The 14,367-nt window shown below is 70.6% G+C and carries 9 protein-coding genes; 3 read left to right on the forward strand and 6 right to left on the reverse strand.

Features of this window, described 5'->3' with window-relative positions:
• Window positions 1-9 precede the first annotated feature (9 nt).
• Together ACZ39I_RS17610 and ACZ39I_RS17615 are read left to right on the forward strand one after the other, a co-directional pair.
• On the forward strand, window positions 10-975 hold the full coding sequence (locus tag ACZ39I_RS17610; protein WP_467245267.1) for an ABC transporter substrate-binding protein: 966 nt from the start codon (window positions 10-12) through the stop codon (window positions 973-975).
• A gap of 179 nt (window positions 976-1,154) precedes the next feature.
• Window positions 1,155-3,593: a GcvT family protein gene (locus ACZ39I_RS17615; RefSeq protein ID WP_467245268.1), complete on the forward strand. Its 2,439-nt coding sequence runs from the start codon at window positions 1,155-1,157 to the stop codon at window positions 3,591-3,593.
• Between the two features lie 7 nt (window positions 3,594-3,600).
• Here ACZ39I_RS17615 and ACZ39I_RS17620 read toward each other — a convergent pair whose 3' ends face one another.
• The 6 genes from ACZ39I_RS17620 to ACZ39I_RS17645 all read right to left on the reverse strand — a co-directional run bounded on the left by ACZ39I_RS17620 (window position 3,601) and on the right by ACZ39I_RS17645 (window position 11,944).
• Window positions 3,601-4,392 (reverse strand): IclR family transcriptional regulator, encoded by a 792-nt coding sequence (locus ACZ39I_RS17620; RefSeq protein WP_467245269.1) that lies wholly within the window; start codon window positions 4,390-4,392, stop codon window positions 3,601-3,603.
• 76 nt (window positions 4,393-4,468) lie between these two features.
• Window positions 4,469-7,063, reverse strand: a complete 2,595-nt coding sequence (locus ACZ39I_RS17625) for a CBM35 domain-containing protein (RefSeq protein ID WP_467245270.1) — start codon at window positions 7,061-7,063, stop codon at window positions 4,469-4,471.
• Window positions 7,064-7,119: 56 nt separating this feature from the next.
• Entirely contained in the window at window positions 7,120-7,974 is an 855-nt protein-coding gene (locus tag ACZ39I_RS17630; RefSeq protein WP_467245271.1) for a carbohydrate ABC transporter permease, read from the reverse strand.
• Window positions 7,971-8,927 carry a carbohydrate ABC transporter permease gene (locus ACZ39I_RS17635; protein ID WP_451471860.1) on the reverse strand — a complete coding sequence of 319 codons (957 nt, stop codon included), beginning with the start codon at window positions 8,925-8,927 and terminating at the stop codon, window positions 7,971-7,973. The genes ACZ39I_RS17630 and ACZ39I_RS17635 overlap by 4 nt, the downstream gene beginning before the upstream one ends.
• A gap of 299 nt (window positions 8,928-9,226) precedes the next feature.
• The gene (locus tag ACZ39I_RS17640; RefSeq protein WP_467245272.1) at window positions 9,227-10,537 is read right to left on the reverse strand and encodes an ABC transporter substrate-binding protein; all 1,311 of its coding nucleotides are present in this window, start codon (window positions 10,535-10,537) and stop codon (window positions 9,227-9,229) included.
• 336 nt (window positions 10,538-10,873) lie between these two features.
• The gene (locus tag ACZ39I_RS17645; RefSeq protein ID WP_467245273.1) at window positions 10,874-11,944 is read right to left on the reverse strand and encodes a LacI family DNA-binding transcriptional regulator; all 1,071 of its coding nucleotides are present in this window, start codon (window positions 11,942-11,944) and stop codon (window positions 10,874-10,876) included.
• A gap of 168 nt (window positions 11,945-12,112) precedes the next feature.
• On the opposite strand from ACZ39I_RS17645, the gene ACZ39I_RS17650 reads away from it, so the two are divergent.
• Window positions 12,113-14,218, forward strand: coding sequence for a glycoside hydrolase family 36 protein (locus ACZ39I_RS17650; protein WP_467245274.1), 2,106 nt, complete (start codon window positions 12,113-12,115; stop codon window positions 14,216-14,218).
• Window positions 14,219-14,367: the final 149 nt, after the last annotated feature.

The raw sequence follows: 14,367 nt of genomic DNA on the forward strand, positions 1-14,367 counted from the left end.
CACGACACGATGGCAAGACACTGGCGAGCCGGCGCGGCCGGCCTGGCCGTCCTCGGCCTCACCCTCACGGCCTGCGGCGGCGCGAAGGTCGGTGACTCCTCGGAGGCCGGCGGTTCGGGCAGCTCCGGCAAGTGCGGCACCTTCAACCTCGCGGTCAACCCGTGGGTGGGCTACGAGGCCGACGCGGCGGTCGTCGCGTACGTCGCCGAGCACGACCTGAAATGCAAGGTCACCAAGAAGGACCTCAAGGAGGAGATCGCCTGGCAGGGCTTCGGGACCGGCGAGGTGGACGCCGTCCTGGAGAACTGGGGCCACGACGACCTGAAGAAGAAGTACATCACCCAGCAGAAGACCGCCGTGGAGGCCGGCTCGACCGGCAACAAGGGCATCATCGGCTGGTACGTGCCGCCGTGGCTGGCAAAGGCCCACCCGGACATCACCGACTGGAAGAGCCTCAACAAGTACGCCGCCGAGTTCAAGACCTCGGAGTCCGGCGGCAAGGGCCAGCTCCTGGACGGCGACCCGTCGTACGTCACCAACGACGAGGCGCTGGTGAAGAACCTGAAGCTCGACTTCAAGGTGGTGTACGCGGGCAGCGAGACCGCGCTGATCCAGGCGTACCGCAACGCCGAGAAGAAGAAGCAGTGGGTGATCGGCTACTTCTACGAGCCGCAGTGGTTCCTGTCCGAGGTGCCGCTGGTCAAGGTCGACCTGCCCGCGTACAAGACGGGCTGCGACGCCGATGCGGCCAAGGTCGCCTGCGACTACCCGGTCTACGACCTCGACAAGATCGTCAGCGCGAAGTTCGCCAAGTCGGGCAGCCCCGCCTACGACCTGGTGAAGAAGTTCAACTGGACCAACGACGACCAGAACACCGTGGCCAAGTACATCGCGGTGGACAAGATGACGCCGGACGCGGCGGCCAAGAAGTGGGTCGACGCCAACCGCGCCAAGGTCGACGCCTGGATCAAGTAGGGCGCTCACGGTGCCCGGTGGGCGGTGCGCACTGTGCGCACCGCCCACCGGGCATTGCCGTTTTTCGAGGTCTTTCCACGAGGTCACAGCCCTCTTGACACCCACCTGAACGGCAGGCACATTGAGTTGCGCAGCCTGAATCGTGTTGCGTACAAAGCAACTTAACCGGAGGTGCGGCGATGGCGGGACCCCGAGTGGTCATCATCGGAGCGGGCGTCGTCGGCGCGGCACTGGCCGACGAGATCTCCGCGCGCGGCTGGACCGAGGTGACCGTGGTCGACCAGGGCCCCCTCCCGGCCACCGGCGGATCCTCCTCGCACGCCCCGGGCCTGGTCTTCCAGGCCAACTCCTCCAAGACCATGACCGAGTTGGCCCGCTACACCGTCGAGAAGTTCAGCTCCCTCGACGTGGACGGACAGCCCTGTTTCCTCCAGGTCGGCGGCCTGGAGGTGGCGACCACCCCGGAACGCGTCACCGAACTCCACCGCCGACAGGGCTGGCTCACCTCCTGGGGCGTGGAGTCGCGGATCGTGACCGCCGACGAGTGCGTCGACCTGCACCCCCTGGTCACCCGCGACCGGGTCCTCGCCGGCCTCCACATCCCCACCGACGGCCTCGCCAAGGCCGTCCTCGCCGTCGAGGCGCAGATCCGCCGGGCCACCGAGCGCGGAGTGACCTTCCTGGCCCGCCACGAGGTCCTCGACGTCCTCCAGGCCGACGGCGAGGTGACGGGTGTCCGCACCGACCAGGGCGATCTACAGGCCGACATCGTCGTGTGCTGCGCCGGCATCTGGGGTCCGAAGATCGCCCGCATGGCCGGCATGAACCTCCCGCTCACCCCGCTCGCCCACCAGCTCGCCTGGACCGGCCCGGTCCCGGCGCTCGCCGGCCAGACCGAGGAGGCGGTGCGCCCGATCCTGCGCCACCAGGACGCCGACCTCTACTACCGCGACCGCCACGACACCCTCGGCATCGGCTACTACGGCCACCGCCCCATGCCCATCACCGCCGACGAGATCCTCTCCGTCGACGAGGCCGACGGGATGCCGTCGGTCCTGAAGTTCACCGAGGACGACTTCGCGGACGCCTGGACCGAGACGCAGTCACTGCTGCCCGCCACCCGCGAGGCAAAGATCGAGGAGGCCGTCAACGGCCTGTTCTCCTTCACCACCGACGGCCTGCCCCTCCTCGGCGAGTCCCCGGACGTCAAGGGCTTCTGGGTCGCCGAGGCCGTCTGGGTCACCCACTCCGCCGGCGTCGGCCGGGCGGTCGCCGAGTGGCTGGTCGACGGCCACTGCTCCTCCTTCGACCTCCACGAGTGCGACGTCAACCGCTTCGAGCCGCACCAGCTCGCCCCGGAGTACGTCCTGGCCCGCGACTGCCAGAACTTCGTCGAGGTCTACGACATCCTCCATCCCCTCCAGCCCTCCGGTGATCCCCGCCCGATCCGCACCAGCCCCTTCCACGCCCGCCAGCAGGAGCTGGGCGCCTTCTTCCTGGAGGCGAACGGCTGGGAACGGCCGCACTGGTACGAGGCCAACGCACACCTGGTGGAAGGACGTTCGATCGTCACTCCCGACGACTGGGCCGCGCGGTACTGGTCGCCCGTCGTCGGTGCCGAGGCCCAGACCACCCGCGAGACCGTCGCCATGTACGACATGACGGCCCTCAAGCGCCTGGAGGTGAGCGGGCGGGGAGCGGCCGACTTCCTGGAGCGGCTGTGCACCGGCAAGGTCGCCAAGTCCGTCGGCTCGGTGACGTACACCCTGCTGTTGGACCACGACGGAGGCATCCGCAGCGACATCACCGTGGCGCGGCTGGCCCCCGACCTCTTCCAGGTCGGCGCCAACGGCAACCTCGACCTCGACTGGTTCACCCGTCACCTGCCCGCCGACGGCACCGTCCAGGTCCGCGACATCACCCCCGGCACCTGCTGCATCGGCCTGTGGGGACCGCTCGCCCGGGACGTCCTCCAGCCGCTCACGGACGAGGACTTCTCGGCGACCGGCCTCAAGTACTTCCGCGCCAAGCGCGCCCACATCGGGTCCGTCCCGGTGACGGCCATGCGCCTGTCGTACGTCGGCGAGCTCGGCTGGGAGCTGTACACCACGGCCGACCTCGGCCAGAAGCTGTGGGACACGCTGTGGCGGGCGGCCCGGCCACTGGGCGGGATCGCCGCCGGCCGGGGCGCCTTCAACACCCTCCGCCTGGAGAAGGGGTACCGCTCCTTCGGCACCGACATGACCTACGAGCACGACCCCTACGAGGCCGGGGTCGGCTTCGCCGTCAAGGCCGACAAGGAGGACTTCGTCGGCAAGGCGGCACTGGAGCGCCGCAGGGCCGACGTACGGCGGAAGCTGGCCTGCCTGACCATCGAGGACCCGCGGTCCGTCGTCATGGGCAAGGAGCCGGTGTACGACGGGCAGCGCGCGGTCGGCTACGTCACCAGCGCTGCCTTCGGGCACACGATCGGCAAGGGCATCGCCTACGCCTGGCTGCCGGCGGAGCTCGCGGTGGCCGGCCGGGCGCTGCACATCGGCTACTTCGACCGGCGCGTGGAGGCGGTCGTGGCCGAGGAGCCGCTGTTCGACCCGGCGATGTCCCGGCTCCGGGGATGAGCGGGCGTCAGCCCACGTAGCCGAGGCGGCGGCTGAGTTCGTCGGCGCCCGCCACCAGCACCGGTGCCAGCTCGTGCATCCGCTCCTCGGTGAGGCGGAAGGCGGGACCCGAGGCGGTGAGGGCGGCGACGACCTTGCCCTCGCCCGAACGCACCGGCGCCGCCATGGCGTTGAGGCCCTCCTCGTACTCCTCCACCGTCATGGCGTAGCCCTGCTCACGGACCCGGACCAGCTCCGCCTCCAGCGTCTGCGGCGAGGTCAGGGTGCGGGCCGTCATCCGTTCGAGACCGGCCGTGGCGACGAGCTCGCCCCGGCGCTCGTCCGTGAGATGGGCGAGCAGGACCTTGCCGCTCGACGTGCAGTGCATCGGCGTCAGCCGGCCGACCCAGTTCTGCGCGGTGATGGCGGACCGGCCGCGCACCTGGTCGAGGTTGATCACATGGTGGGACTCCAGGACCGCGATGTTCATCGTCTCGCCCAGTTTGTCGGCGAGGCGCTCGCAGATCCCGCGGCCGTGCTTGGTGACGTCGATGCGCCCGGTGACCGCGCCGGCCAGCCGCACGATGCCGAACCCGAGGCGGTACTTCCCGCGCTCGCCCTCCTGCTCGACCATCCCGTGCGCCTCCAGAGCGCCGAGCAGACGGAACGCGGTGGACTTGTGGACGTCGATCGCCTCGGCGACCTCACTGACGCCTGCCTCGCCGCGCTGGGCGAGGATCTCCAGCACGGTGACAGCCCGGTCGACGGACTGCACCCCGCCGCCGGACGCGCCCCCGAACTCGGTGCCGTAGCTGCTCATGGCGGAACCATATGCGAACAGGTCAGCCGTGCGGGGCCCGGTGTCCGGCACCGGGCCCCGCACGGTGAGCGACCCGTCAGCGGGTGAGCGGTGCGACCGTGAGCCGGTCGACGTTGGGCGCGTACGCCGTGGCGTTGGACAGGGTGACGGTGTTGGTGCCCGCGGCGAGGGTCACCGGCACCGGCAGGTCCCAGTAGTTGTTCCAGCTGTAGTTGTTGCGGAACATGACCGTCCGGTCGGTCCCGTTGACGCTGATCCGGGCCGCGCGGGAGACCACGTTGGTGTTGTAGTTCCCGGAGCCGGCGACCTGGTTGTTGGCGTAGCGGACGTTCATGACGTAGCGCCCGGCGCTCGCCGCGTCGACCTTGAAGGTGAGCGTGTTGTCCGCGCCGTTGCCGATGTAGCCGACGTACTTGCCGCCGGAGGCCCAGGTGTCCGAGGTGACGACGGCGGTCCCGGCGAGGGTGGCGTCCTCCGCCTGGTAGGCGGTCACGCCCGTGGTGTCGGCGCTCGCGGCGACACGGAGGTCGCGCAGGGTCAGCGTGGCTGTGCCCGGCGCGGCGGCGGTGATGCGGTTGTTGCCCGCCGACAGGTACAGCCGTGCGGTCCTGGTGGTGGCCTTGCCGCCGGTGGAGGCCAGCTTCACGGCGGTGGCGCCGTCCAGGGAGAGCGTGCCGGTGCCGTTGGCGGAGTAGTCGGTGCGGACCGTGTAGTAGCCGTCGGTCGGGGCGTACACGTCGAAGATCGCCGAGTCCGCGCGGTCCAGGGTCAGGGTACCGGCGCCGGTGATACCGGACGCGGAGTAGCCGTAGCCGGGCGTGCCGGTGACGTCGGTGTAGGCGGCCGGGTAGAGGGTGTCGGCGGTGGCGGCGGGGGTCAGGTCGACCTTGTCGAGGGTGACCTCGTTCGTGCCCTTGGCCAGGGCGATCGTGTGGCTGCCGGCGGTCAGTGACAGCGAGGCGCGGGCCGTGGCGCGGTAGGTCCAGTTCAGGGTCGGACCGTAGGTGACGGTCTGGACGGCGCCGCCGTCCACGGTGAGGGTCTGGGTCGCCGGGGCGCCGGACTGGTTGCCGTAGAAGACGTCGAGGTCATAGGTGCCCGTGGCGGGGACGTCGACCGTGAAGGCGACCTTGCTGGTCGGCTGGTTGAGGCTGCCGACGTCCTTGGTGCCCGAGGTGGCGTAGCCGTAGGCGTTGGACACCGAGCCCTGGGTGTAGACCGTCCCGCCGGTGATGGCGGCGTTCTCGGCCTCGTACGACGCCGACCAGGGGACGGAGGCCCGGGCGGGCGCGTCCTTGCCGGCCGGGTTGACGGTGACGCGGTAGGCCGACATCGGGTCGAGGCCGGTCAGCGGCACGGTGATGCTGCCGTCGGCGGCGACCTTGTAGGTGCTGCGAGCGAGCACCCTGGGCGCGGGCGCTCCGCCCTCGTAGCCGCTCCAGGCGGTGCGCTCGACCGAGACGTTGACCTTGCGGCCGAAGGAGGACGGGATGTGCTGGATGACGGTGTCGGCCGCGCCGGAGGTACCGCCGCCGAGGAGCACCTGGGCCTGCTTGCGGCCGGTGTCGAGGGAGGCGATGCCCTGGAGCGTGTCGGTGGTGTTGGCCTGCGGCGGGGTCACCTTGGCGGTCTTGCCGCTCAGGCCCGCGTACCAGCGCATCAGCCACCAGTTGCCGTTCGGGATGTTGGTCTGGGCGACGTTGTCGTCCAGGTTCCCGGCGATGTCCCAGTACGCGAGGTCGGCGTCGACCTTGTTCCGCTCGAACATCGACATCCACTGGACCATCTGCCCCGGCACGGACAGGTCGCGGCGGTCGGCGTACTCGTTGATGTTGACCGGCCGGGGGCTGATGCCCGTCTTGGTCTCGAGGGTCCGGTAGGCGGCGAGGGTGGACTCGAAGTGTGCCAGGGAACCGGGGTCCAGCTCGTGCCAGGTCGTGATGTCCGGCAGGACGTGGTGCGCCTTGGCCCACGGGTAGAAATCGCCCATGAGCCGGGAGTCGTAGTGGGTCTCGTTGGGGCCGGCGATCCGGGCGTTCGGGATGATCGACCTGATCTTGTCGTAGACGGTCGCCCAGTCGCTCTCGAAGCTGCTCAGCGCCTTCGCGTAGGTCGTGGCGTCCGAACTGCCGAGCCCGGTGTACCAGTTGCCGTCCGGCTCGTTGAACGGCACCCACACGAACGCGGAGGCGTCCGGACGGGCCGCCACCTTGCGGACCATGGTGTCGACCTTGGCCAGGTAGTCGCTCAACCCGTTGTTCTCGTAAGGCCAGTTGGCGTAGACGTCCTGCATGTAGATCAGGTTGTCGCCGCCGCCCGTGCGGGCGTACTGGGACTGGACGACCAGCGCGTCGCCGTTGGGATGCTGGGCCCCGTCCGGCGCCTTCTGGGCGATCGTCCTCAGATGCAGGGGCGCGACCACGCTGTCCCCGGGCACACCGTCGTCGCTGAGGCCGTACAGAGCGCCGTTGGCGCCGTGCATGACCGCGCCGGTGGTGGTGCCCAGATCGACCTTGAGCTGGGGGGCGGCGGCCTCGGCGGCGGGTGAGGCGAGGAAGGAGCCGACGAGTGCGGACACGGCGGCCGCGCCGACGAGGCCGACGAGGCGCCGCGTTCTGCGGGGGTTGCCGGGCAGGGCGGATGTAGGGGGGATGGCTGACGTACGGGGCATGACGGACCTCCTCCTCCCGCACCGTTGCGGGAGGCTCGGACGGCTTCGGGGTGGGGTTACTTGACGGCGCCGCTGGTGATGCCGGAGACGATGCGGCGCTGGGCGATGACGAAGACGAGCACCATGGGAAGGCTCATCATCACGACGTAGGCGAAGATCAGATGCCAGTTGTTGAGGTACAGCTGGGCGCTGGCGACCTGGTAGAGGTTGAGCGGCAGGGTCGCCCTGTCCCCTCCGCCGAGGACGAAGAAGGCGTAGAAGATGTCGCTCCAGGCGAACAGCATCACCATGATCGTCGCGGTGGCGATGACCGGCCGCAGCAGCGGCAGGATGATGCGCCAGAAGACCCGCACCGGACCGGCCCCGTCCATGCGCGCCGCCTCCTCCAGCTCCTCGGGGAGCGCGCGGATGAACCCGGTCATGAAGAAGATCGAGGTGGACAGGTACATCCCGGCGTAGACGCCGATCATGCCGGGCCGGGTGCCGGCCAGGCCGAGCTGGCGCAGCTCCATCACGATGGTGATCACCGCGGGCGGCAGCAGTAGTCCGCTGATGCTCACCGCGTACAGGGCGTTGACCAGCCGCCCCTTGCGGCGGGCGAACACCCAGGCGGCACCGGCCCCGAGGAGCAGGACCAGGACGACCGAAGGGGCCACCACGAGAAGGCTGTTGACGAAGCCCTGGACGATCTTGCCCTCGTCGAAGGTCTGCTGGTAGTTCGCGGCGGCCTGGGCGTGATGGGGCAGGGAGAGGTTGGGCTTGACGGCCTCGCCCTGCGGCTTGACCGAGGTGACCGCGACCAGCCACAGCGGGATGCCGATGGTCACGGCGGCGATCAGCAGCACGACGACGGGCTGCAGCCGGCGCCACGGGCGCCGGTGGACGGGCGCGAACGCGCCGACGGTGGTCACTGGTTGTTCTCCCTGCGGCGCAGACCGACGATGACGGGCACGGCGAGGACGACGACGATGAGGAACAGCACCAGGCTCATCGCGGAGGCCTGTGCGTAGAGCCCCTGACCGAAGATGCGGAACATGTAGATGTTGAACACCTCGGTCTCGCTGCCCGGGCCGCCCGCGGTGGTGGCCTGGACGATGTCGAAGGTGTTCATGGAACCGATCAGCGCGGTGGTCACGTTGAACGTCACCGCCGGTGCCAGCAGCGGGAACCTGATCGACCAGAAGGTCCGCCAGCCACCGGCCCCGTCGATCCGGGCCGCCTCCAGCACGTCACCGGGCATGCTCTTCAGCCCCGCCAGATAGATCAGCATGGCCAGGCCCATCCACTTCCAGCCGTGGATGAGCGTGACGACGACCAGCGTCCAGGTGGTCGAGCCGAGCCAGGGTGTGTCGACGGGGTGACCCGCGAGCGACGACAGCACGCTGTTGAGCGCCCCGTCCTGGGCGAGCAGGGCCCGGAAGATGTAGCCCACCGCCAGGGCGGAGATCAGCACCGGCAGGAAGAAGACCGCGCGGAAGAAGCGGTTGAAGCGGGTGTCGCGCTCCAGGAGCAGCGCGAGCCCGAGACCGAAGCCGTTCTGGAAGACGGCCACGAGGACCGCGTACTCCAGGGTGATGCGGATGTCGCGGACCATCGACCCGTCGTGCAGGATCGTGGAGAAGTTCGAGAAGCCCACGAAGCCGATCTGCGGGTGGAACGCCGACCAGTCGGTGAACGGGTAGACGAAGTTCAGCAGGTTCGGCAGCAGGAAGAACACCCCGAACACGGCGAGCGCGGGCACCGCGAACCACCACGGCTGGCCGGCGCTGCGACGGGACCGCCCGCGCCGGCCGGGACGCGCGGCCCGGTCCGTTTCCTGCGTGCGCGTGGCGTCACCGACGCCGAGGGTGGCTGTGTCCGCCACGATTCAACCTCCGGTACGGGGCCCCGGGCTCGCCGCCGACGGGCGGCCCGGGGACGGGGCTGGCTGAGGGTGTCCTGGGACCGGGTCCGCTCCGACCGGCGCCGCGACGGAGCCGGGCGGGGCCTAGCGGGGTGCGGTGCGCCCGGACGCGGAGCGGAGGATGCCGAGACGCCCTCTGCTCCGGGACGGCCGGCGACGACGCGGCTGAGGAGCACAGTCCGCCCGAGCGGTTGGAGCTCGTCCGCCGGGCCTCCTGCCACCGGAGTGACCCGAAGGCACCCGCCAGGGGATGGTGCCGGTCAGAAGCCGGAGACCCCGCGGGCCTTGAGGACCTGGTCGAACTGGTCCTCGGCGGCCTGGGCGACCTGCTTCGGGCTCTTCTTGCCGTAGATCATGTCGGCGAGGGCGAGGTGCATGTCGGGGGCGGTCAGCGCCTTGACCTGGAAGACACCGGTGGCGGTGGAGAGCGCCTCGGCCTGGGCGACGGCGGTCTGCGGCAGTCCGGCGGGGTTGGGCACGGACGGCTGCACCGAGACGAGCTTGTTGGCCTTGATGTAGGCCGGGTAGTCCTTGCCGAGCCAGAAGGACAGGAACTGCCGGGCGGCGTTCTGCCGCTTGTCGTCACCGGTGTTGAAGGCGACCACGCCGTTGGTCTGGTCGGGCGAGTACTCGGCCTTGGCGGCGCTGTTGGACAGCGGGAACCAGCCCAGCTTCTCGTCCATCTCCGCGGTGCTGGAGGTCGCCTGGATCTCGGACTGGAGCGAGGTCACGTTCACGGCCATCGCGGCGCTGCCGTCCATGATCGCCTTGCCCTGGTCCACGAAGGTCGCGGTCTTGTAGTTCTTCTGCGCGAGCCCGCCGTCGAGGACCTTCGTCTTGTACTTGGTGATGGCGTCGACGATGGTCTTGTTCGTCCAGGAGTCCTTGTTCTTGTTGAGGTCGTCCCAGAACGTCTGCGGCAAGTCCGTCATCTGGAGCTGCACCTGCCACTGCAGCGGCCACTTGTCGCCGCCGACCTCGAAGAAGGGGGCCACGCCCGTCTTCGCCTTGATGGTCGCCGCGTCGGCGAGCATCTCGTCGTAGCCGGCGGGCATCTTCGTGATGCCGGCCTTCTTGAAGACCGCCTTGTTGTAGTAGACGCCGAGCACCGCGGGGCTGGTGACGATGGCGGCGTAGCGGTGGCCGTCGACCTGGCCGAGGCTCTGCTCGGTCTTGCCGAGCTTGGAGACCCAGTCCTCCTTGTCGAGCTGGAGCAGGTTCTGGGCCGGCTGGATGAAGGGCAGCGTGCTGCCGGTGGGCTGCCAGAACATCAGGTCCGGCTTGGTGCCCGAGGCGAGCTTGGTCGGCACGTTGGACTCGTACGGGTCGGGGATCACCTCGGTGGAGATCTTGGCCCCGGTGGCCTTCTCGAACGCCTCGATGGCCTGCTTGGGCTCGGAGACGCTGTTCTGGGCGACCCACATCGTGAGCTTGACGCCCTTCAGGGAGGCGGTGGCGTCGACCGACCCGGTGGGTGCGGCGCCGCTGCCGCCGGCGGTGCTGTCGCTGCACGCGGTGGCGGTCAGCCCGATGACACAGGCGGTGGCGAGGACGGAGACGGCTCTTCTCATGGCGGGATCCTTGGTCGTACGGAGGGTGAGGGTGAGAGGCGGTACGGCGGAGATCACGGTGCGGTGCCGCGGTGGGTGTGCGATGCGGTGCGGCGGAGGGTGGGTGACTGTCGGGGGCGTGGGGCCGGGTGCCGGTCGGGGTTGGGAGGTGTGCGGTGCCGCGGAGGGTGGGTGACTGTCGGGGGCGTGAGGCCGGGTGCCGGTCGGAGTCGGGAGGCGTGCGGTGCGGCGGAGGGTGGGTGGTCGGGTGCCGGTCGGGTTCAGCAGCCGCGGGGGTACGGCGGAGAGCGGGGGCTGTCGGGGAGGGGACGGGAGGGAGGCCGGATGCCGACCCGTTCAGGAACCGCGAGGTCCGGCGCTCTCGCGGTGCACGAGGGTGGGTTCGGCCGGCACGTGCGCGGACTCCTGTCGGTCGGTGTCGAGTTGGGCCCGCAGCAGACCGAAGGCGGCGCGGCCCAGGCCGTGGAAGTCCATGCGGACCGTGCTGAGGGACGGGGTGAGGAAGGCGGAGTGCGGGGCGTCGTCGAAGCCGATGACGCTGACGTCGTCCGGGACCCGCCGGCCCGCGTGGTGCAGGGCCCGCAGGACACCCAGGGCCAGGTCGTCGTTGCCGCACAGGATCGCGGTGACGGCCGGGTCCCGGGCGAGCTTCCGGCCCGCCTCGTATCCGGCCTGTGCGTCCCAGCCCCGCCCTGACGGCGGGGGAGGGGCCACACCGGCCGCCTTGAGGGCCTGACGCCAGCCCTCGGCGCGCGGTGATGCCGTGCCCCGGGCTCCGGTCGAGGCGGGCAGCGCCACGTAGTGCACGGTCGCGTGCCCGAGCGTGAGGAGGTGCGCGGTGGCGGTCCGGGCCGCCTCCCGGTCGTCGGCCCACACGGCGGGTCTGCCGGGGGTCCGGCCGGGCGGCGGTGCCTCCACCAGGGCCGCGCACGGCACATGCGCCGGTACGCGGTCCAGGACGGCGGCGCCGAGACGGTCGTAGCCGATGACCACCAGGCCGCCACCGGTGTCGGCGGCCGCGGCGACCGTACGGTCCAGGTCGTCCTCCGGGGTCACCACCCGCACGCCGAGCGCGTACCCGGCGGCGCGGGACTCCTCCTCCAGACCCTGCAGGGTGGCCGCGTAGCCATGGAGGACGGTGTTCGAGGTGAGGACCGTGACCGCTCGGGTCACCCCGCTGGCCAGGGCGAACGCGGTGGCGTTGCGCCTGAACCCCAGGGCTCGCACAGCCGCTTCGACACGTCCGCGGGTCTCCTCCTTCACGTTCGGACGGCCGTTGATGACCCTCGAAACGGTCTGGTAGGAGACGCCTGCCGCCTGCGCGACATCGCGGATGCTGGCGGGCCTGCGCTGCCCCGGGGAGGGGGCGGTCTGGCCGCCGAAGCTTGTGTGACCGGTCACATGCATGCGAGGATTGTGAGCGGTCACATCGCGGGCGTCAAGAGACCGTAACTGGGGATTTACCTTTCAAACACAACCGCCCATGCGGCCAACTCTCCCCCGCCGAGCGCGAATTCCCAGCTCAGCCCGGTGAGACCGTGGCAGTACCGAACCATCCCGGAAGGGGAAAATGCGTTGACCGCAGTCGTCGGAACACTCGAGAGATCCCGTCTCTGGTCGCACCCGGAACTCGGGCTGCACGCCGTCCTGGACGCCACGGGATCGGTCCGGCTGGGAGCGTCCGGTCAGGACCCGGCCGCTCTGGTGCCGCTCGTCGAGGTCACCGCCACCGGGCACGGACGCCTGTGGTCGGGGGAGCGCTTCATCGAGACCGCGATCGGCGAGCGCCTGACCTACCGCGACCACGAGACGGTCCGGGAGGCGGGCGGGGAGCGTACGACGATCAGACTCGCGGACCCCGAGACCGGCCTGGCCGCCGAGGTGGTCCTGGAGACGGCTCCGGACGCCGGTTTCCTGCGCTCGCGGGTGCGGCTGGTCAACGAGGGCAGCGCACCGCTGCGGCTGGAGAGCGTGAGCACCCTGATCGTCGGCGGCATCACCGACGCGGGCGGCGGGCTCGACGGACTGACCCTGCACTGGGCGGACAACGACTGGCTCGCAGAGTGCCGTTGGCGCCAGGCTCCCTTCCGTGACCACGTCGTCCCACTGAGCCGGTTCGCGCACGGTCACGAGGGACGCGGCTGCTTCGAGCGCTTCTCGCAGGGAAGCTGGTCCACCGGCCGCCATCTGCCGATCGGGGCGCTCACCGACCGTGCCGGGCGGACCTGGCTGTGGCAGATCGAGTCCAGCGCGGGCTGGCGCTTCGAGACCGGCGAACGTGAGGGCGCCGCCTATGTCGCCCTGTTCGGCCCCGACGACGCCCACCACCAGTGGCAGCACACCCTCGCGCCCGGCGAGGACTTCCGCACCGTTCCCGCCGTCCTCGTGCGCGGCGCGACGGGCGGCCTCGACGCGGCCTTCGGTGAACTCACCGACTACCGCAGGCTGATCCGCCGTGACCACCCCGACCACCGTGCCCTGCCGGTGATCTACAACGACTACATGAACACCCTGATGGGCGACCCGACCACCGAGAAGCTGCTGCCGCTGGTCGACGCGGCGGCGAGGGCCGGCGCCGAGATCTTCGTCATCGACGCGGGGTGGTACGACGACGACGCGCAGGGCTGGTGGGACGCCGTCGGAGCGTGGGAGCCCGCCCGGGGGCGTTTTCCCGGCGGCATCCAGGAGGTGCTGGACGCGATCCGGCACCTCGGCATGGTCCCGGGACTGTGGCTCGAGCCCGAAGTCGTGGGCGTCCGCAGCCCGTTGGCCCACACCCTGCCGCCTGAGGCGTTCTTCCGGCGCGGCGGCCTGCGCGTGACGGAGCACGGCCGCCACCACCTGGACCTGCGTCACCCGGCCGCCCGGGCCCACCTCGACGCGGTCGTGGACCGGCTGGTCGGCGAGTGGGGCGTCGGGTACCTCAAGCTCGACTACAACATCAACATCGGCCCCGGCACGGAGAACGGCCCGGAGAGCCCCGGCGCCGGCCTGCTCGGCCATCACCGCGCCCACCTCGACTGGATGTCCGGCCTGCTCGACCGGCATCCCGGCCTGGTCCTGGAGAGCTGCGGCTCGGGCGGTCTGCGCATGGACTACGCCCAACTCGCCGTAGCCCAGCTCCAGTCCACCAGCGACCAGCAGGATCCCCTGCGCTACCCGCCCATCGCCGCGTCCGCCGCCACCGCGGTGGCCCCAGAGCAGGCCGCGGTGTGGGCCTACCCCCAGCCCGACCACAGCACCGACCGGATCGCCTTCACCCTCACCGGCGCGCTGCTGGGCCGTGTCCATCTCTCGGGCTTCCTCGACCGCATGAGCGAGGAGCAGTTCGACCTCGTACGGTCGGCGATCCGCGTGTACAAGGACATCCGGCCGCAGATCGCCGACGCCCGCCCCTTCTGGCCGCTGGGCCTGCCGGACTGGGAGGACGCCTGGATCGCCCACGGTCTGCGGGGGCGCGACGCGACGTACGTCGCGGTGTGGCGACGGGAGGGGGCCGACGCCCCGTCGAGCCGTACGCTCCCGCTTCCCCACCTGCGGGGCGTCGCACTGCGCCCGGAGGTGCTCCAGCCCACCACGGCCGACGCCACGGCGGAGTGGGACGCGACCGAGGGAACGCTCACCGTGTGCTTGCCGCGCACCGACACGGCGGTACTTCTCGGGCTGGGCACGGTTGTGTGAGCGGGAGCTGGAACCTTGTCAGGAGGGGGGACGACCACCGGGTGTCCCGCTGACCCTGAACACGGGCCTGGGGGGGGGGGGGGGGGGGGGGGGGGGGGGGGGGGGGGGGGATGCCCACCGAACCCCCCCCTCGCCGGGGGCAGAGTGTG

Source organism: Streptomyces sp. NPDC024687 (assembly GCF_055559055.1).